20 protein-coding genes and 1 pseudogene are annotated in these 18,881 nt (G+C 71.9%); 4 read left to right on the forward strand and 17 right to left on the reverse strand.

All coding sequences use genetic code 11. From position 1 onward, the window contains the following. Window positions 1–35: 35 nt before the first annotated feature. Window positions 36–740, forward strand: coding sequence for a hypothetical protein (locus tag FB563_RS43840; RefSeq protein ID WP_234357696.1), 705 nt, complete (start codon window positions 36–38; stop codon window positions 738–740). A gap of 47 nt (window positions 741–787) precedes the next feature. On the opposite strand, the pseudogene FB563_RS43845 reads toward FB563_RS43840, so the two are convergent. The 6 genes and pseudogenes from FB563_RS43845 to FB563_RS02480 form a co-directional block, all read right to left on the reverse strand. Continuing rightward, a pseudogene (locus FB563_RS43845) lies at window positions 788–892 on the reverse strand (4-hydroxy-2-oxovalerate aldolase); the annotation flags it as partial. A 107-nt stretch (window positions 893–999) separates the two neighbouring features. Next, a complete protein-coding gene (locus FB563_RS02460; RefSeq protein ID WP_142218428.1) occupies window positions 1,000–1,983 on the reverse strand; it encodes an L-tyrosine/L-tryptophan isonitrile synthase family protein in 984 nt (327 codons plus the stop codon). A 149-nt stretch (window positions 1,984–2,132) separates the two neighbouring features. After that, complete coding sequence (locus tag FB563_RS02465; RefSeq protein WP_142218429.1) at window positions 2,133–3,395, reverse strand: cytochrome P450 family protein; 1,263 nt, start codon at window positions 3,393–3,395, stop codon at window positions 2,133–2,135. Between the two features lie 11 nt (window positions 3,396–3,406). Further along, window positions 3,407–5,233: an asparagine synthase (glutamine-hydrolyzing) gene (gene asnB / locus FB563_RS02470; protein WP_055709302.1), complete on the reverse strand. Its 1,827-nt coding sequence runs from the start codon at window positions 5,231–5,233 to the stop codon at window positions 3,407–3,409. A 17-nt stretch (window positions 5,234–5,250) separates the two neighbouring features. Continuing rightward, the gene (locus FB563_RS02475; protein WP_055709303.1) at window positions 5,251–6,702 is read right to left on the reverse strand and encodes an MFS transporter; all 1,452 of its coding nucleotides are present in this window, start codon (window positions 6,700–6,702) and stop codon (window positions 5,251–5,253) included. 131 nt (window positions 6,703–6,833) lie between these two features. After that, on the reverse strand, window positions 6,834–7,127 hold the full coding sequence (locus FB563_RS02480; RefSeq protein ID WP_055709304.1) for a hypothetical protein: 294 nt from the start codon (window positions 7,125–7,127) through the stop codon (window positions 6,834–6,836). A gap of 215 nt (window positions 7,128–7,342) precedes the next feature. On the opposite strand from FB563_RS02480, the gene FB563_RS02485 reads away from it, so the two are divergent. Then, complete coding sequence (locus tag FB563_RS02485) at window positions 7,343–7,558, forward strand: heavy-metal-associated domain-containing protein (protein ID WP_055709305.1); 216 nt, start codon at window positions 7,343–7,345, stop codon at window positions 7,556–7,558. 65 nt (window positions 7,559–7,623) lie between these two features. Here the strand turns inward: FB563_RS02485 and FB563_RS02490 are convergent, their stop codons facing one another. From FB563_RS02490 to FB563_RS02535, 10 genes are all read right to left on the reverse strand, one after another. Beyond that, complete coding sequence (locus FB563_RS02490) at window positions 7,624–8,442, reverse strand: ABC transporter ATP-binding protein (RefSeq protein WP_055709306.1); 819 nt, start codon at window positions 8,440–8,442, stop codon at window positions 7,624–7,626. Further along, on the reverse strand, window positions 8,439–9,512 hold the full coding sequence (locus FB563_RS02495) for a FecCD family ABC transporter permease (protein ID WP_107100763.1): 1,074 nt from the start codon (window positions 9,510–9,512) through the stop codon (window positions 8,439–8,441). Before FB563_RS02495 ends, FB563_RS02490 begins: the two co-directional genes overlap by 4 nt. Window positions 9,513–9,514: 2 nt before the next feature. After that, window positions 9,515–10,594: an ABC transporter substrate-binding protein gene (locus tag FB563_RS02500; RefSeq protein WP_199832983.1), complete on the reverse strand. Its 1,080-nt coding sequence runs from the start codon at window positions 10,592–10,594 to the stop codon at window positions 9,515–9,517. A 184-nt stretch (window positions 10,595–10,778) separates the two neighbouring features. Beyond that, the gene (locus FB563_RS02505; RefSeq protein ID WP_055709307.1) at window positions 10,779–11,426 is read right to left on the reverse strand and encodes a sigma-70 family RNA polymerase sigma factor; all 648 of its coding nucleotides are present in this window, start codon (window positions 11,424–11,426) and stop codon (window positions 10,779–10,781) included. Between the two features lie 179 nt (window positions 11,427–11,605). After that, window positions 11,606–12,259, reverse strand: a complete 654-nt coding sequence (locus FB563_RS02510) for a hypothetical protein (protein WP_079049040.1) — start codon at window positions 12,257–12,259, stop codon at window positions 11,606–11,608. A gap of 170 nt (window positions 12,260–12,429) precedes the next feature. Further along, the gene (locus FB563_RS02515) at window positions 12,430–12,951 is read right to left on the reverse strand and encodes a copper chaperone PCu(A)C (RefSeq protein ID WP_055709309.1); all 522 of its coding nucleotides are present in this window, start codon (window positions 12,949–12,951) and stop codon (window positions 12,430–12,432) included. After that, entirely contained in the window at window positions 12,948–15,221 is a 2,274-nt protein-coding gene (locus FB563_RS02520) for a heavy metal translocating P-type ATPase (RefSeq protein ID WP_055709310.1), read from the reverse strand. The genes FB563_RS02515 and FB563_RS02520 overlap by 4 nt, the downstream gene beginning before the upstream one ends. Then, window positions 15,221–15,466, reverse strand: coding sequence for a hypothetical protein (locus tag FB563_RS02525; RefSeq protein ID WP_142218430.1), 246 nt, complete (start codon window positions 15,464–15,466; stop codon window positions 15,221–15,223). Before FB563_RS02525 ends, FB563_RS02520 begins: the two co-directional genes overlap by 1 nt. Window positions 15,467–15,656: 190 nt before the next feature. Continuing rightward, window positions 15,657–16,397 (reverse strand): YcnI family copper-binding membrane protein, encoded by a 741-nt coding sequence (locus FB563_RS02530; RefSeq protein WP_142218431.1) that lies wholly within the window; start codon window positions 16,395–16,397, stop codon window positions 15,657–15,659. Window positions 16,398–16,436: 39 nt separating this feature from the next. After that, window positions 16,437–17,036 (reverse strand): hypothetical protein, encoded by a 600-nt coding sequence (locus FB563_RS02535; RefSeq protein ID WP_234358058.1) that lies wholly within the window; start codon window positions 17,034–17,036, stop codon window positions 16,437–16,439. Between the two features lie 350 nt (window positions 17,037–17,386). On the opposite strand from FB563_RS02535, the gene FB563_RS02540 reads away from it, so the two are divergent. Further along, window positions 17,387–17,596, forward strand: a complete 210-nt coding sequence (locus FB563_RS02540) for a hypothetical protein (protein ID WP_055709950.1) — start codon at window positions 17,387–17,389, stop codon at window positions 17,594–17,596. A 337-nt stretch (window positions 17,597–17,933) separates the two neighbouring features. Further along, the gene (locus FB563_RS02545) at window positions 17,934–18,254 is read left to right on the forward strand and encodes a hypothetical protein (RefSeq protein ID WP_142218432.1); all 321 of its coding nucleotides are present in this window, start codon (window positions 17,934–17,936) and stop codon (window positions 18,252–18,254) included. Between the two features lie 11 nt (window positions 18,255–18,265). On the opposite strand, the gene FB563_RS02550 is transcribed toward FB563_RS02545, so the two are convergent. Continuing rightward, entirely contained in the window at window positions 18,266–18,556 is a 291-nt protein-coding gene (locus FB563_RS02550; protein WP_142218433.1) for a hypothetical protein, read from the reverse strand. Window positions 18,557–18,881 lie beyond the last annotated feature (325 nt).

Genomic DNA, 18,881 nt, shown 5'->3' on the forward strand with positions numbered 1-18,881 from the left:
TAGCGAGCCCACGGCGGGGCTGGCAGACTGACTCTGTGGTTCCGCTGATGGTCGCGGCGGATCAGATCGCGTCCTCATCGCTCACCGGCGCCAGTGTGGTGTCAGTCTGCGCACTGCTCTTCACCGTCGCGTCGTTCTGGTGGCTCAACGCCCGACAGGGACGTCTGCAGGCGTGGGAACCTCATTCCTTCGCGGCCATCGTCCACGGTTCCACGGCACGCCTACGACTGCCGCTCGTCCTGCACAACACCGGTCCCAAACCGATCGTCGTGCAGGACCTCATCCTGACCTTCCCCGATGAGCCCGCCTCTCATCTGCCACTTCTGTGGGTGTCCTCGCCGTCCCGGCTCCAACCGGGGCCGGACGAGGAGGCGAAGCTGCCCGCCGGATTCGTCGTGCCCGGCAGAGAAGCGCAACAGCTCTTCCTCGAGTTCGAGGCACCGTTTTCCGGATTCCTCCCGGAGGCCCGTGACTACAAGGCCCAGATACAGGTGCGGGTCGGCCACCGCAAGGGTTGGCGGCCCCTGCTGACGTTCAGCTTGAGGGCCGCCAACATCATCGATCCAGGTCGCTACACCGTTTACAACAACGCACCGGTGGAGCTGACGAAGGAAGATCAGAGGAGAGCGGATGCCGCGCTCCTCGAACTGCTGGAAGAGCACGGGGACGGCTCCCCTCCGGGCGCCAGGAGGCAGGGAGACCCTCCGAATGACGAAGGTGACGCCGACACGAGCAGCTGACATCGCCGTCCGTCCTCTGACGTGGACAGCGGTGGCACCGGCCTCGCCTGGCCGCCGACCATCCTGCGCCGGCCGGCTTCGACAGGGATCGCCCGGGTGTCCAGGCCATGACGGCGCGCCGCGGCAACGGCGTGCCGGAGGAAACCGGAGTACTGACAGGTCGCAGCTTCCGCGACCATGACGCCGGAGCTGCAGCACGGGGATCGGTGGCCTCGGACGCGGCTGGGTCACGCCTTTTCCGCGTCGCGTCGGTGCATCCTCACTGAGTCCCAGGCAGGCAGGCTGCCCGGTTCTGGTCGAAGTGACTGTCTCTGCCGCCTTGCCGCACCAGTCGACCCATCCGGGCGGCTTCGGCTCGGGGCATGAGAGTCCACCTACCGTCGCTACGGCGCAACGCGGCGGAGTGCCAGGGGGTCGTCCAGGCGTCGGGGGCGTCGAGGAGACGGATGCCGAATTTCCCGGTGCCGACGGGCTGGGGATGGATGGAGAGGCGTACCGCGCGGGGGTGGTGTTCGGCGATCAGGGTGCCCCAGGCGCGGCTGCGCTGGATGACGCCGTAAGCGCGTTGTCGACATGCGCGTTGGAGGGCGGAGCGGGTGCCGGTCCAGTCGGCGGTGTCCTCGACGAGGAAGCGGGTGATGCCCCGGTAGAGGGCCAGGGCCTGTTCGTCGGCGCGGATCTCGGCCCGGAGTGCTTCCAGGGTGGGGGCGTAGCGCTCATGGATGTGGGTGCGTTTCGTGTCGTGCGGAAGGTCGCCGAGGACGTCGCGGAGATCGAAGACGGACAGTCTGTGGAGGCCCATCCGCCCTATCTGTATGCGTAGGTCGTCGGCGTAGGCGTCGATGTGGTCGTCGGGGACGCCGATGAGGTCGCCGAAGACGTGGCCGTCCGAGCAGATGATCAGACGGGCGCCGGGCGGGTAGATCCGCTCGATCTGGGTGCACAGGGTGTTCAGGAAGGTCAGGGAGAGGCGTTCGCCCTGGTCGGGGAGGTGACCGAGGACCTTGGCCGGGTTGGGGGACTTACAAGGGAAGCCGGGCAGCGTGAAGACGATGTGAGCGCCGTCGCGTACGAAGGCGGCGATGCTGCGCAGCTGATGCGGGAACGCTTCCGCGGGAGCGGGGACGGGGGCGGGGGCGGGGGCGGGGGCGGGGGCGGTCGTGCGGTGGTGGGGCAGGAGCAGGTTCAGGATCTCGGTGGCGATGCTCGTGGGGAGGGTGTCCGGCGCGGTCGTCAGGGGCATGTCGTCCTCCTGGGGTACGAGGGCGTACGAGGGCACGTCGACATGGCGCCGTGGCGGGAGGGGAAGCCAGGCGCCTGGGGTCAGTGGGCGTGGGTCAGCCGGGGCCGGGTCGGCTGGTGGGGCCGGACCCGGTCAGCGGTACGTCGGTGTCAGAGGCGGCGTTCGTAGCCGACGGGGAGGTGGTTGGTGCCACGGCCGAGGACGGCGGGGATCCACTCGATGTCCTCGTCTCTGACGGCCGGATGAAGGCCGGGCAGGCGGGCGAGGAGTACGCCAAGGGCGATCTGGAGTTCGGCGCGGGCGAGGGCGGCTCCGGGGCAGAAGTGGATGCCGTGGCCGAAGGCGAGGTGGGAGTTGGGCGAGCGATCGAAGTCCAGGGTGTCCGGGTCGGGGAAGCGGCGGGGGTCCCGGTTGGCCGCGCAGAGGGAGACGATCACGGAGTCGCCGCCGGGTACGCGCGTGCCGTGCAGATCGCTGTCCTTGTCGAAGAAGCGCCAGGTGGTGAGCTCGAAGGCACTGTCGTAGCGGAGGAGTTCCTCGACGGCGCGGGGCAGCAGGTCCGGGTTGTCGCGGAGCCGGGCGAGCTGGTCCGGGTTGCGGAACAGGGCGATCAGGGCTGTGGTGATCTGGTTGGTGACCGGCTCCTGGCCCGCGACGAGGAGCTGGAAGATCATCGAGTCCAGCTCCTCCTGCGACAGTTCGCGGCGGTCGCGGGCCACGACGAGGCGGCTGAGCAGGTCGTCGTCCCAGTGTTCACGCTTGTGGGCCACGACATCGGCGATGTAGCTCTGCAGGCCGTGCAGGCGGGCCTCGTAGAGGGGGCGGCCGGGGTCGGTGGGGCCGACCGGCTGGACGACCTTGCCCCAGTCGCGGTCGAAGCGGGCCGCGAGTTCCTTCGGGAGGCCGATGACTTCGGCGAGGACCTGGAAGGGGAACTGGGCGGCGAAGCCGGTGACGAGGTCCGCGGGGCCGTGCTCCGGCAGTGCGTCGACGAGGGCGTCGGCCAGTTCCTGGAAGCGGGGGCGGAGCTGCTCGATGCGGCGCGGGGTGAAGGCGTCCGTCACGAAGCGGCGCATCCGGGTGTGCTGGGGCGGGTCCTGATGAAGGAGGTGCACCTGGAGCTGGGAGTGCTGCGGCTCGGGCATGATCGAGGCGCGGGCGCGCCAGCGGTCGTTGCCACGGTCGTGGTTCTTGCCGAGGCGGTCGTCGTTCAGCGCGGCGTGGGCGGCGTCGTAGCCGGTGACGAGCCAGGCTTGGACGCCGCTGGGGAAGAGGACCCGGTGGACGGGGCCGGCCTCGCGCATCTGCCCGTACAGGGGGTAGGGGTTGGTCTTGTAGGGGCAGCCCATCAGCGGCACGGGGTCGGACAAGGTGTCGGGATCCGCGGCTGGATGCTGTTCCTGGAGGGTCATGGGGAGGCTCCTCAGAGGGCGAGTTCGGGCCGGTAGTGGTCCAGCCAGAGGGCGAGGTCGACGACGCGTTCGAGGCGCAGGCGGTGGCCCCACTGCAGTCGGTCGGGCGGGGTGTCGAGGCAGGGCTTGATGCGGGTCTCGTCGGCCAGGGCGCGGACCTGTTCGGTGGCGAGCGCGTCGCGGGCCAGATCCTGCAGGCCGCGGTTGTAGTCGGGGTGGTGGGTGGCCGGGTAGTGGTTCTTGGGCCGGTGCAGCACCGAGTCCGGAGCGAGGCCGGCGCCCATCGCGCGCAGCAGGCTCTTCTCCCGTCCGTCGAAGCTCTTCAGCGCCCACGGGGTGGTGAAGGCGTACTCGACGAGCCGGTGGTCGCAGTACGGGACGCGGACCTCCAGGCCCTGCGCCATGCTGAGGCGGTCCTTGCGGTGCAGGAGCTGGCGCAGCCAGCGGGTCAGGGACAGGTGCTGCATCTCGCGTTGGCGGTGTTCGGCGGCACTCTCGCCGTCCAGGTGCGGTACGGCGGCCAGCGCGGTGCGGTACGTGTCGTCGCGGAACTCACCGATACGCAGGTCCAGTTCCGGGTTCAGGGGCATGGCCGCCTCGTCGCCCGTCACCAGCAGCCACGGGAAGGTTTCCGCAGCGAGGGCCTTCGGGTTGTGGAACCAGGGGTAGCCGCCGAAGACCTCGTCGGCCGCCTCGCCGGAGAGGGCGACGGTGGAGTGCTTGCGGATCTCGCCGAACAGCAGGTACAGCGAGGTGTCCATGTCGCCGACACCGATGGGTGAGTCGCGGGCCACGACGACGGCCTTGCGGTGCTCCGGGTCGAGCAGGGCGCGCGGGTCGAGGACGACCGTGCTGTGGTCGGTGCCGATGAAGGCGCCGGCCTCGATGGCGTAGGGCGTGTCGTGGCCGGTGCGCAGGACGTCGCCGGTGAACTGTTCAGCCTGGTCGCTGTAGTCGACGGCGTAGGAGCGGATCCGGGCGTCCGGGCCTTCGCGCAGGCGGAGTTCGTCGGCGAGCAGGGCGGTCAGGACGGTGGAGTCGATGCCACCGGAGAGCAGGCTGCACAGCGGGACGTCCGCTTCGAGCTGGCTCCGGGCCGCGGCACCGACCAGGCTGCGGATCCGCTCGATGGCCGTGTCCTGGTCGCCGGTGTGGTCGGTAGCCTCCAGCTGCCAGTAGCGGCGTTCACGGATGCCGCCCCGGTCCAGCACGAGCACGCCGCCCGGCTCGACCTCCCTGACTCCGGACCACACGGTCGGGCCGGTGTTGAACAGCAGGCTGTACGCCTCCCGCAGCCCGTCCGCGTCCACCCGGGGCCGTATCCCGGGGTGGGCGAACAGGGCCTTGGGCTCGGAGGCGAAGGCGAGGCCGCCGTCGACAGTGGCCCAGAACAGGGGCTTCACCCCGAGCCGGTCGCGGACCAGGAGCAGCCGCTGGGCGCCCTCGTCCCAGACGGCGAAGGCGAACATGCCCTCCAGGTGCTCGGCCACCGCCTCCCCCCACTCGGCGTACGCGCGCAGCACCACCTCGGTGTCGCTGCGCGTGCGGAACGCATGGCCCCGGGCGCGCAGTTCCGTGCGCAGTTGGTGGTGGTTGTAGACCTCGCCGCTGTAGCTGAGCACGATGACCGGCTGCTCGGGACGGTCGGTCATCGGCTGTATGCCGCCGTCGAGGTCGATGACGGCCAGGCGTCGGTGGCCGATGGCGGCCCTCTCGCCGATCCAGACGCCTCCGGCGTCGGGGCCCCGCGGGGTGAGGGTGGCGGTCATGGCCCCGATGACCGGGGCCTGGGTGCGGGCGTCCTGGTGGAAGGACGCCCAGCCGGTGATTCCGCACATGGGAAACGACTCCTCGGTCAGTGGTGGTGGGCGGCGGGAGCCGCGTCGGTGGACATCTCGTGCGCGAGCGCCGGCCTGCGTCCTCGCAGTGCGAGCAGGGGTACGGCGATACCGGCGGCGGCTGCCGCCAGGGCCAGCCCGGCCGTCACGCCGTCATCGCCTCCGGCCAGACCCCAGGCTGCGGTGGCCAGGGCCGGGCCGAGGGTGAAGCCGAGACTGCGGGCCAGCTGTACGGAGGAGCCCACGGTCGCCGTGCGGTCCGCCGGGGCGGCGCCCATGACGAGAGCCTGGGTCGGGCCGCCGTTCAGGCCCATGCCGATACCTGCCAGCGCCAGCCGCCAGGCCACGTCCACCGGCGACCAGTCATCCCCCAGCGGAACGAGGAGGAGCAGACCGGCGGCGGTGAGAGCAGCCCCGATGACCGCCACCGGCCGGGCCCCGGTGGGGGTCCCCCCGCGCGAGCGGAGCCGAGCGTGGGGGATGTCGGCGAGGCGGCCACCGACCGGCCCGGCCGCTGCCATGCCGAGCGGGAAGGCGAGCACGGTCAGACCGGTAGTGGTGGCGCTGACGCCGTCGTCGCGCTGGAGGTGCAGGGCGACGACGTAGTGCATCGCCGCGAACCCGGCCGCCAGCGCCAGCACCGCCGTATGCGCCCGGAACAGCCCCGCCGCCCGCACTGCGCCGACGACCGGTCGGCCGCCCGGTCCCCGCAGCCACCACCACAACGGCGCTACGGCGGCAAGCCCGAGCACCAGCCACACCGGGCTTCCCGACGCCAGGGTCAGCGCAAGCAGCAGGGCGGCCACCCCGGAACCCACCAGCAGTGCGTCCGCCGCCGACCGCCGGTCGGGCAGGCGCAGGCCTCCGTCCCTCGGCATCGCCCTCCACGCCACGATCAGGGCGAGCAGGCAGAAAGGGATCTTGACGAGGAAGACGGCGCGCCAGCCCAGGTGGTCCAGCAGCAGTCCGCCCACCGCCGGACCGGTCACCGCGCCCAGCGGGCCCAGCGTCGCGGGCACGCTCATGGCCCGCCCGCGCAGTTCCGGCCGTACCGAACGCAGGGCGAGAACCGGCATCAGCACGAAGAGCACGGCCCCGAACGCTCCCTGCGCGAGGCGGGCGGCGATCAGCCATGACGCCCAGGGCGCGGCGGCCGCCAGCGCGCTGCACAGACCGAAGCCCGCGGTCGCGACCAGCAGGGCGGAACGCATCCCGACCCCGTCCAGCCACCGGCCGACAGGCAACAGCAGGGCGACCACGGGCAGTTGATAACCAAGGACCGCCCACTGGGCGGCCGTGGCGGAGACGTGCAGACCGTCGGCGATGTCCGCCAGGGCCACGTTGACGATGTTCATGTCGAGCATCGCCACGAACGACAGCAGGCCGGCCACCGCAACGAGCAGCCAGCGGTCCTCACCGCCGACGGATATGTGGCCGGGCTGTTGAGAACCGGGACTGTGGCCTGTCACCGTTGCCGCCCCTCACGGTCGTGGGTGGGCTGCCGGACGGCAGCCTCGTCCCACAAGTCGGGAGGGATCGCACACGAGTTCCCGGGCGCGTCCAAAAATCATGGCGGGCAGGCTGAAACTGCCCGCGCCGGTCAGTCGCGGCGGCCGCCGCGTGCCGGCTTGCCCGAAACGGCCGACTCCACCAGCAGGTACAGCAGCGCGCAGAGGATCAGCCCGGCGGCACAGCCGACAACCGCGCCGAACGCTCCGTCGACGACGGATCCCAGCCAGCCGTATCCGGCTACGACAACGGCCACGGTGGCCGCGAGCAGCGGCCAGGCTCCCCCGTTGATCCGCGCCCAGCCATGCCGGATCGTCCTGGGCTCAGGGTCCCGAGGCCATTCCGCCTGGGAGCCGCCGTGCACGTCGCGCCGGAGCCGCGCCATCCGACCGCCCTCCCCCGCAGTGCTCAACACGCCCGCTGGCCCGGTGCGTGCCGCGGAGGGTTTCTTCCCTTCGGCCGGACATCGAATCGGCGTGCGTACGGGGGAACTCCGGGCTCCGCTCAGCCGACCACTGAGATGACGGCGTCGGCCTGAACGTCCGCGTTCGGCCGTCCGCAGGCCACCCCAAAGCCCTATCCGCATCCAGGAGTTGCGCCATGGACCAGAAGCAGTACAACGTCACGGGAATGAGCTGCGAGCACTGCGCGGCGAGCATCAGGGAAGAGGTCTCCGAGGTACCCGGGGTCAGCAAGGTCGTGGTCGACCTCGCCGCCAACGCCGTCACCGTGCACGGCACGGGCCTTGAGGACGAGCGGCTGCGCGCGGCGATCGTCGAGGCCGGGTACGGCATCGCCGACTCGATCGCCGCCTGATCCCGGCAGACGGCCGAGCGGGCAGGACGCGATGTCGTCCTGCCCGAGCCCGTTCATCAGCCCGTTCATCCCCGGGTGGGCGTCTCCAGCGGCACGGCTGTCGGCGCCTCGTCCGCCGGCGTCCGGTGGTCGAAGGCGATGAGTGGGTCACCGGTCAGGGGATGGTCGACAACCGCCGCCCGCACTCCGAACACCTCCGCCATCAGCGCGGGCGTGAGGACGTCCCGCGGCGGGCCGGAGGCGACGACCGCTCCGTCGTGCAGGACGTGGAGGCGGTCACAGACGGAGGCCGCGGCGTTCAGGTCATGCAGCGACACCAGGGTCGTACGGCGCTGGGCACGCAGGAGGGCGAGCAGCTCGACCTGGTGGCGGATGTCGAGGTGGTTGGTCGGTTCGTCCAGCACCAGGACGTCCGGGTTCTGTGCGAACGCCCGTGCCAGCAGGACGCGTTGGCGCTCACCGCCGGACAGGGCCGTGAAGCGCCGTCCGGCCTGTTCCGCCATGCCGACGTCGGTGAGCGCCTGCGCGACGATGTCCCGGTCGGCGGCGTCCTCCCCGGCGAAGGCCCGCTTGTAGGGCGTACGGCCCATCGCGACGACCTCGCGCACGGTCAGCTCGAAGTCGCTCCCGCGCTCCTGCGGCAGGGCGGCCACATACCGCGCCGACCGGAGCGGAGTCATCTCGCGCAGGTCGGTGCCGGCGAGCAGGACCCGCCCGGCGGTGGGCTTCAGGTGCCGGTAGACGGTGCGCAGGAGCGTGGACTTGCCGCTGCCGTTCGGCCCGACCAAGCCGGTGATCTCGCCCTCGGCCGCGACGAGATGGGCGCCCGCGACGACCGTACGGCCGGCGTAGGCGACGTACAGGTCCTCGATGTCGATCCTCAACTTCCGCTCCCCAGGCGCCGGTCCAGCAGGTACAGCAGGGCCGGAGCCCCGAGCAGAGAGGTGACCACGCCGACCGGCAGCTCCTGGGTGTCCATCGCCGTACGGCACACGATGTCGACCACCACCAGGAGCAGGGCTCCGAACAACGCGGAGACCGGCAGCAGGCGTCGGTGATCGCCGCCCACGACCAGGCGGCAGACATGCGGCACCATCAACGCGACGAACGCGATCGCGCCGGAGACCGCCACCAGGACACCGGTCAGCACGCTGGTCACGGTGAACAGCTCGCGGCGCAGCCGGATGACGTCGATGCCCAGTCCGGCGGCCGTCTCGTCGCCCATCAGCAGGGCGTTCAGGCCCCGGGCGCGTGCCTGGAGCCACAGCAGCGCGGCGGGTACGGCCACGGCGGGTACCGCGAGCAGTTCCCACGTCGCTCCGCCGAGGCTGCCCATGAGCCAGAACAGGACGCTGTGGGTCTGCTGCTCGTCCCCGGCCTGCAACACCAGGTAGCTGGTGAACCCGGAGAGGAACTGGCCGATCGCGACCCCGGCCAGCACGAGCCGCAGAGGCGCGAACCCGCCACCGCGCCGGGCCACCGCCCACACCAGCGCGAAGGTCGCCAGCGCGCCGGCAAAAGCGGCCCCGGACAGGCCCAGTCCCAGTGCCCCGCCGGCGCCGAGGCCGAGGACGATCGCCGCGACCGCGCCGAGGGAGGCGCCGTTGGAGATGCCCAGCAGGTAGGGGTCGGCCAGCGGGTTGCGCACCAGCGCCTGGACGGCCGTACCGACGAGCCCGAGGCCGGCGCCGACGAGGGCGGCGAGCAAGGCACGAGGAAATCGGAGCTGCCAGACGATGAGGTCGTCCGTGCCGGGGCGCGGAGCCTCGCCGGACAGCCGCCGCCAGACCACGCTCCACACCTCGCCGGGCGGGATCGACGTCGAGCCCCAGGCCACGGCGGCCGTCAGCGCGGCCAGCAGCGCCACGGCCAGAACCGCGGTGAGCGGACCGGCGGGCAGGCTGCCGCGCTCCTCCGCGGCCGCGGCTTTCCGGCGCACCAGTGTGAAGGCCACGATCAGGCGACCTTGCCGGGGTAGAGGGTCTTGGCGATGGCCTCGACCGTGTCGGCGTTCCCGACTCCCGCGATGGTGGTCTGCTCGGAGCCGATGCGCAGGAAGTGGCCCTCCTCGACCGCCTTCAGGCCCTTGGTGGCGGGGTTCGACCTCAGCCACTGCTCGGCCTCGTCGAACGCCTTCTTGTTCGCCGCCTCGCTGCCGCGGTTGCGGACGCCGAGCTGGATCCAGTCGGGGTTCTTCGCGATCACGTCCTCCCAGCCGACCTGCTTGTAGTCGCCGTCGCAGTCGGCGAAGACGTTGCGGGCTCCGGCCAGGGTGATCACGGCGTTGGCGATCTGGCGGTTGCAGGTGACGCTGGGCTGCTTGGTACCGGCGTCGTAGTCGAAGAAGAAGTACGTGGGCCGGTTGCTCTCCGCCGTACCGCCGACCGCCTTCTGGACCGCGCCCGCCTTCTCCTTCATCCCGGCGACGAGTTTCTGCGCCTGCGCACTGGTGCCGGTGACGGCGCCAAGGGAGGTGACATCGGCCTCGACAGCGGACAGATCGGTCACCGGGCTCTTGCTCCGGGCAGCACAGGCGGTGGACTTCAGGTAGATGTGCTTGATCCCGGCCGCCTTGAACTCCTCCGCCGTCGGCGCGTCCCCCATGCCTCCGCCGCCCATGCTTCCCGTGGAGGCGAAGGTGTCGATGTAGAGGTCGGCTCCGGAGCCGAGCAGCTTCTCCTTGGGGATCACTGTCCGGCTGAGCACCTTGACCTTCTGCGCCTGTGCGTCGAGGGTGCCGGGCAGCGTGCCCTTGCCGGGCGGGAAGCCGGTGCCGATCACCTGGTCGCCGGCGCCGAGGCGGAGCAGCAGCTCCAGGCTGGAGGCGTTGCTGGTGACGATTCTCTTCGGGGCGCCGGAGAAGGTGGTCCTGGCGCCCATGCAGTCGGTGACGGACACCGGGTAGCCACCGGAAGCCGCCTTCCCGGCCTGCCCCGCGTTACCGTCCGCCGTGTCCTTCCCCCCGCCGCCGCAGCCCGCCACCAGCAGGCCGCCCAGTACGACGGCCGCGGTACCGCCCCACACACGAGAACGCATCGAACAACTCCCGGATCCACTCGGTACACGGGCGAGCCTTCGCCACCCGCTCCAGTAGTCGGAGCGAAGGTGCCTCGAGTTCCCGGCCAGTTGGCGAGCCGGCTCGGATGAACCGCTCCCGGTACTCCGGCGGCGAGGGTGCCGGTGCCGTTCTTCCAGCCGGCACCGGCACCCTCCCGGAGCGTCAGGCCGCCAGCGCGGCGGGCCGGTCCTCCCCCACTGCCTTAACGGCGTGGGAGGTGCCCCCATCGTCCAACAGGTCCATCAGCGTTGCGCGGGCTCGGGCCACGCGGGAGCGGACCGTGCCGATCGGGCAGTCGCTCACCTCGGCGGCCTCCGCGTACGGCAGGCCGAGCAGCTGCGTGAGGGTGAACGCTTCCCGACGGTCATCGGGCAGCGACGCCAGCAGATCGAGCAGGGCGATGCCGTCGTCGAAGCCGGGCAGGTCGCACGGCTGGGCCAGCTCGATCGCCAACTGCCAGTCCGGTACGTCGGTCAGGCGGGGGCGGGCGGCGGCGTACCGGTAGCTGTCGATCACCGCTCGGCGGGCGATGGACAGCAGCCACGCCCGCGCCGAGGAACGCCCCTCGAACCGGTGCAGGCTGCTGAGGGCGCGCAGGAAGGTGTCCTGCGCGAGATCGTCCGCCGCCTGGGGATCGCCGCAGAGGTGGGCGACATAGCGCTGGACGTCCCGGTGCAGGGCGCGCACGAACTGCTCGACCGCGTGCGCGTCACCGCCTCGGGCGGCCAGCGCCCATGCGGTGATCGATTCGTCGGGCGCCGCCGGTTCGTAGTTCTTGGCGCGCGACGTGGGCAGGGCAGAGGTAATCACCTGGTGTCCTTCTCGGGTCAACCGTGATCCGGACCAGGGCACGCCGAAGCGCGCGGTCCGGTGAAAGTGGGAGGGACGGCCCTACGGCGTCGCTGTGGCGCTACAGCGCCTGTGCGGTCGTACGGCCGTGGCCCGAGGCGCGCACGGGCAGCCGGGCGGCCTCGGGAAGACAGCTGTCTTCAGGCGACAGCCGTTCCCACGGGCGGACCCCGAGAAGTGATCGCATGGACGAGGAGGAGACGCGGCGCCCGGTCCGAGCGTCGGCGCCGCAGGTGGACGCGCGGGCGGTTCGGGGTGGCGGGCAGGGCGAGCAGCAACTGCAGCGGCGCCGCCAGCCATCCGGCCGCCGCCCGCAGGATCCGGAAGGCGGCCTTCTCGCCGTACGCCAGCCACAGGCCGCACAGCACCGCGGCGAGCAGGTGAGCGGCGAGCATGCCGGACGACGACGAACCGCCGTCCATGGAGTGCCCCATGTGATCCATGGGGCTGATGCCCGTGTGGTCCATATGCAGGGCGCCCATGTCCATGGAGCCCATGCCGCTCATGCCCATGGAGGCCGAGCCGTCGGACGTGCCGGACGTCGACTGGGCGTAGGAGAACGCCTCGTGGAGCACCGTCTGGGCGGCGACCACGACCGTCACGATCAACGGCAGCCCGCGCTCACGCCCCGCCAGGCCCCAGCCCACGGCACCGGTCACGGCCCCGCCGGCGGCCAGCGCCCACGCCGGCACGTCGCTGCCGGACATCAGGACGTGGCCCAGGGCAGCGAGCAGCACGCACACGGCCGCGAACACCGCGGCCCGTGTCGCGCGAGCACACCACCCTGCCGTCATGGTGCCTCATCCTCGCATCCGGGCTTCGGTCGTCATGCGTGGGTACGGACCTCCACGGGGGACCGTACTCAATCCGCAGGGTGTGATCCAGCCCACGACAACTGGCTGGAACTCGACGACAATCTGCCCCGACCTCTAGGAGAGGACTCCTCCGCCCTCAGGGCGGGCGATCACGGACCGCTGTCGCTCGGGCGGATCACGACCGCGATCGTCTCGACCGGCGCGCTGCGCTCGAAGTGCAGCGTGAACGGTACAAGGTCACCCGCCCGCCAGTCGGCCCCGGCCCGCAGCGTCACGTCCACACCGCGCGGCGACATGGACAGCACACCGCCCGCAGGGACGCCGGCCGAGGTCACGTCCGTCTTGTACGCGGCCCGGCCGCCCAGCATGCGGTGCCCGCTGAGGGTGATCCGGCCGTGCGCGGCAGTGGACGTCACGTTCACCAGGCGGTCGTCCGCGCCACCGACGTTGGCGATGTCGAAGAGCGCCGCGGTGTCCGTGCTGTTCCCGTACGGCAGGAGGACCCGCCCGTTCGAGACGGTGATCCGGGCCGGGCTGCCCGCCTTCCCGGCCCCGGCCCAGGTCGTCAGCCCTCCCAGGGCGAGGCTGCACGCGGCCACGGGCGCGAGCGCGGCGAGGAGGGTGTCGGTCAGCCGACGGCGAGTGGGTCGCCAGAGGTTCTGCTCGGTCATCGGGTACGCCTCCGGGCGGGAGCGGGCGACGGCTGCCAGGCGCGCAGCCGCAGGCTGTTGCCCACGACCAGCAGCGAACTCACCGACATCGCCGCCGCTGCGAGCATCGGATTGAGCAGGCCGACCATGGCGAGCGGCACGGTCACGACGTTGTAGCCGAAGGCCCAGACGAGGTTGGCCCGGATCGTGCCCAGCGTGCGCCGGGCGAGCCGGACCGCGTCCGCCAACGCCTCGATGTCCCCGCGTACCAACGTCACGTCGGCGGCCCCGATGGCCACGTCCGTGCCGCTGCCCATGGCGATGCCCAGGTCGGCGCCGGCCAGGGCGGCGGCGTCGTTCACTCCGTCGCCGACGACCGCGACGCGGTAGCCCCGCTCCCGCAGGTCCCGTACGAGGTCGGCCTTGGCCTCGGGGGTGCAGCGGGCGTGCACCTCGTCGATGCCCAGGGCCGCGGCCACGGCCTGCGCGGGTGCCTCGCGGTCACCGGTGGCGAGCACCGGCCGCACGCCGAGGCGCCGCAGCCGGTCCACCGCCCGGTAACTTCCGGGCCGTACGACGTCCCCGACATCGATCAGGGCCTCGGCCACGCCGTCCACCCGGACCAGGACGGGCGTGTGGGCGGCGGCCTCGGCCACCGACAGCGCGTCTGCCAGGGCGGTGGGCAACTCGCCGTCACAGGCGAGGACTTCCACCAGCCGGGCCTCGACCAGGCCGCGCACGCCCCGTCCCGGCACGGCGGCGAACTCGCTCACGTCCGGCAGCGGCCCCTCGGGGAGTTCCCGCCGGGCGTAGGAGGCGATCGCCCGGCCCAGGGGATGTTCCGAGCCGTGCTCGACGGCCCCGGCCAGCCGCAGCAGCGCCTCCCTGCCCAGTCCTTCGCGTACGACCGTGACGCGGGCGACGGTCATGTGGCCGGAGGTGAGCGTGCCGGTCTTGTCCAGGACGACCGTGTCGATGTGCTGGAGCCCCTCCAGCGCCTGGGGTCCGCCGACCAGGACGCCCAGTTGGGCACCGCGGCCGGTCGCGGCCATCAGCGCGGTCGGCGTGGCCAGGCCGACCGCGCACGGGCAGGCCACGACGAGCACGGCCACGCACGCGGTGACGGCGGCCTGCGGGTCGGCCCCGGCACCGAGCCAGAAACCGAGACAGGTGACGGCCAGCGCGAGCACGACGGGGACGAACACCCCGGCCACCGTGTCGGCCAGCCGCTGCGCCCGTGCCTTGCCGGCCTGGGCCTCGGTCACCAGCCGGGTGATCCGGGCGAGCTGGGTGTCCGCGCCGACGGCCGTGGCCTGCACCAGCAGCAGCCCGCCGGCGTTGACAGCGCCGCCGACCACCGCCGAACCCGGCCCGACCTCGACGGGCTCGCTCTCCCCGGTGACCAGGGACAGATCCACGGCCGAACTGCCCTCCACCACCTGCCCGTCGGTGGCCACCCGCTCCCCCGGCCGCACGACGAAGACCTGCCCCGGCCTCAACCACTCGATGGGAACGCGCCGTTCGTCGTCGCCTTCGCGGATCGTCACCTCTTTGGCGGCGAGTTGGGCCAGTGACCTGAGCGCCGCCCCGGTCCCGCGCCGGGCCCGCGCCTCCAGGAACCGCCCCGCCAGGACGAACAGCGGTACACCGACGGCGGCTTCGAGATAGAGGTGCGCCGCGCCGTCCGAAGCCGAGGGCACCAGAGTGAACGGCATCCGCATGCCGGGCTCCCCGGCACCGCCGAGGAAGAGCGCGTAGGCGGACCAGGAGAAGGACGCCACCACACCCAGCGACACCAGGGTGTCCATGGTCGCCGCCGCATGCCGAAGCCCACGCGCCGCCCGCACATGGAAGGGCAACGCACTCCAGACGGCGACCGGCGCGGCCAGCGCGAGGCACAGCCACTGCCAGTTGCGGAACTGCAGCGCGGGCACCATCGACAGCACGAGCACGGGCACGGCGAGCAGAGCGGTGACCAGCAGCCGACTCCGCTCCTGGCGAGCGTCTTCGGGCTCGCCCGCGTCCTTGCCTTCCCCCGCCCCGGGCTGCTTGGGCGGCTCGGGCAGGGCAGCCGTGTAGCCGGCCTCCTCGACGGCGGCGACGAGTTCCCAGGGGCTGATCCGCGACGGGTGGCTCACCCGCGCTCGTCCGGTGGCCAGATTGACGGTCGCCGTGACCCCGTCCAGCCTGCCGAGCTTCTTCTCGACGCGCCTCACACAGGCCGCGCAGGTCATACCGCCGACGGTCAGGTCGGTCGTCACCAGGTCGACGGTCACCGGTTCCCCGCCCATCAGTGGCCGCCTCCGTGCATGTCCCCCATGTCGTCCGTGCCGCCGCCCCCGCCGGAATCGCCGCCCCCCCGGCTCGTGCCGGTGCCGTGCATGCCGGGCGCGACGGGCCCTGCGGCGACGCCGACGGCGTACGACACCGCGAACATCAGCGCCAGCAGGAGAAGGAATCCGCAGAGGGCGGGCGGAGGCACCAGCTTCCGCAACACCGCGCCCGCGCCGGAGAAGATGTGCCGGGACTTGTCCATCAACCGCGTCTCCAGATCACGTCGTACGGCGTCGGTCGGATCGCGCCGTACCGCATCAGGAGTCGGGGCCGCCCGGGGTCGAGTTCCGGAGCAAAGTTGTGGTCCGCGTCACGCGAGGGGCAACTGTGCCGGGGGGGCGCGCCGACGGAACACTGCCCTGCCGACGGCTGTCGTCGGCAGGGCAGCTGCGCTACTCCGCCCGGGAGCCGGCGGAACGGCCGCGCACGACGGCAAAGCCCGCCGCGGCCAGGCCCAGCACCCCGGCGACCAGCCCGGCGATGCCGAGACCGCGGGCGGTCGAGTCGCCGGCCGAGGCGGTCGACTTGGCGCTGTCGGAGCCCTTCGAACCCGCCGGCGAGACGGTCGAAGTGCCACCGCCGTCCTCCGTGCCCTTGGCGGTGAGCTTGAGCACGGGCGCCGGGTTCTCCGGCTCCTGGCCGCCCTGCGCCTCCTCGATCCAGCGGACGATCTTGCCGTCGGAGTACGTCTGCAGGGTCTTGAAGGTCAGCCGGCCGGTGTCGTCGGGCAGCTGGCCGAAGGCTACGTTGAATTCCTCGTACTGGCCCGGCGCGATCTTGCCGCCGCTGAAGGTGATCTCGGAGACGGCGTCGGTGATGGTGCCGTCGTCGGTCTTGACGGGCGTCTTGAGCTTGGTGTTGGTGACCTGGGCGGTCCAGCCGTCCTGCGGGTGCACCAGCACGCCGAGGACAGGGTGGTCGGTGGGCAGGAAGACCTGGACCTTGGTGGTGGAGGCGTTGTCCTCCTCGTTGGGGACACGGAAGGTCAGCACGCCGTCGGTGGCGCCCTTGGCGTAGCTGTCGGGGTGGACGGTGACGTGCGCGGAGGCGACGCCCGCGGCAGCGAGGAGTCCGGCGGCGGTCAGGGCCGTGACGGCGCCGGCGCGGCGCAGGGTGGTGCGGGTCCTGGACATGAGGTGAGGGATCTCCGTACGGAAGAAGGGATGTCGGGTTCAGATCGCGTACGACAGCGCGTACGACATCCCGGGCGGCGGCCCCCGCCGGTGAACGGCGTACCTCAGCCGCACCTGCCGCAACCCCCACGGCCCACCGACAGCCCGACGCACCGGCCCTGGCCCGGCCGGCGCACGCCACGCCCCGCCGGCCACCCGCCACCAGGCGGCAAGCCCCGGCACGAACGCGACCGCCCACCGCAGCAGTGACCACAGTGCCACCTCACCGCGCCGCAGCCACCAGGTCAGCAGCAGGGCCGCCCCGGCATGCGCGGCGGTGGCGTGCGGTGTCAGTGCATGGGCCGCTTGGACCATCCGCATACCGTGCATGACCATCACGGCGTGAGGGGGCTCGGCGGCGTGGAAGACAAGGTGCAACCCGCCCTGGGCGGCCAGAGTCCCCGTGCCGATGGCGGCCGGCGACCGCTCACGGCCGCCCAGGAGGCAGCCCGCCGCGAAGACCGGCACGAACGAGGCGACCTGTACCCACACCGGTGGCGCCATGCCCGTGGCCATGGCATGCCCTCCGGCAGCGAGCAGCACGCACAGCACGGCGAACACCGCCGCGCGCACGCTCCGCACCGCCAGGGACACACTCACGGCACCTGATGCTGCCACGCGTCCAAAGGATCTCTCCCCCGGCCCAGGCACACGCATCACCGCCCACGACTCGTACCTGGTCGATCCGCCTCCTCCTTACGAGTCGGACGCGAGTGCTGTTCAGTTCCCAGCCATCTTGGCGAAATCGAAGCACCGGTAGCGCCCCGGGGAGCACGGGCGCACGCCCGCCGCCTCCGCGCCCCCTGCGCACGAGGGGGTTGCGCGTCCGCCGCATCCGCGACGGGTATCTCCGGGGCAGTCCCCCCGCGGCCACCCACCGGTCCGGCCGGTCCGGCCGGTCCGTCCGGACGCCGGAGTGCCGCAACCCCATCCCACGGAGGTGGATCAGCATGACCGACACCAGCGGGCTGGAACCCGTCGCCACGTTCTGCGGCAACTGCAACTGCGGCTGTCCCCAGCTGTTCGTCGACCCGGCCGCCCCCACCGACCGCCGCATCGTCCTGACCGACGACTTCGGCCAGCAGGTCCGGATGAGCGCCGACCAGTTCTCCTCGATCGTCGCCGACGCCAAGGCAGGCAAGCTGGACGGCATCGCCTGACCGACAGCCGCAGGGCAACGCGAAGGCGGCCCGCACGGGCGACTCCCTGTTCCAGTCGCTGCACGGCGCCGGGCCGCCGACCCTCGCGACCTGCCGGGTGTTTCACATCACACCACGCCACGGAACGCGGGCGTGCTCGTCGCGCCGTTCCTGCTCGTCGCGGCGGTCACTGTACGCGGTGCGCAGGGGCCCTTGCCCGTGCCGGCTCGTGAACCAGGACAGCGGCAGCGTGCGGTCATGCCATTGGCACCGAGGCCCCGCCTGGAACGGGTCCAGCACCCAATGTCCTCCGGCCCTCGCCTTCATGTGACAGAGCAGTGCCGCTAGCTTTCGTGACGTGGCACGCGACGAGGCAAGGCAGGTGGAGGTGGTCCACCGTCCCGGGGACCCGCCGGAACCGCCTCTGCATGTACAGATGGGCGACGAGGTCCACATCACCTTGCGCGGGTCACCCGCATACGGGTGGACGCCGGTCGAGGTGGTCGCAGGTCCCTTGACGGTGACCGCGTCAGAAACGACGGACGGAACCGTAAGGGCCACGGTCGATGCGGTCGGTGCGGGCGAGGCGGAGCTGCGGTCGACCTCCTCGTTTCGCGGGGATCGGTTCGGGCCGCAGACGCGGCTCTGGCGGCTGCTGGTGCACGTCGAACCGGCGTAGGCGTACGACGGTTACGGGACCACGGTGAGGGTCAGTTGCCAGGCCCTTGAGGGCGGACCGTGTGGGTCGGGCGTGTAGGTGTCGGCCGAGCTGAGCGTCGCGGTCCCCGCAGAGGCGGCGCGCGCGGTGGCGGACCGAGTGCCGTCGGATGCGGTGTGGTCGTCGAGCAACGTGACGGTGTTCGGGCTGGAGCTCCTGACCGGTGCCCAGCCGTAGTTGGCCGGCGACTTGAGGGTCAGGTGGATCGTCGTGCCGAGCTTCAGGCAGGCGCTACGCAAGGGGTTGTCGGCCGGCGGGTACAAGACCGTGACGGTGCCGCTGAGGCACGGCCGGGTGGAGCTGGAGGCCGACGAGCCTGCAGAGGCCGAGGTCCCGTGGGACGACCGGGTCGAGGTGGGGGCCGAGGGCCTGTTCTCGGCGGTCGCGGTGGCCCCGGTGCCGGACGCGCAGGCGGTGGCTGAAACAATGAGGGCGAGCACGGCGAGTGAACAGGAGCCGGTGCGGCGGTGTCTCACGATGCCCCCAGGGTGGAGTCGGGACAGTCCGACGGTGGGACGCGGCTGAGGCTGGATCCGTTCCGTGATCCGGCGGGGACTCGCGCTCCCAACTACGGGCGATACAGGGAAA

Source organism: Streptomyces puniciscabiei (genome assembly GCF_006715785.1).
GTDB lineage: Bacteria > Actinomycetota > Actinomycetes > Streptomycetales > Streptomycetaceae > Streptomyces > Streptomyces puniciscabiei.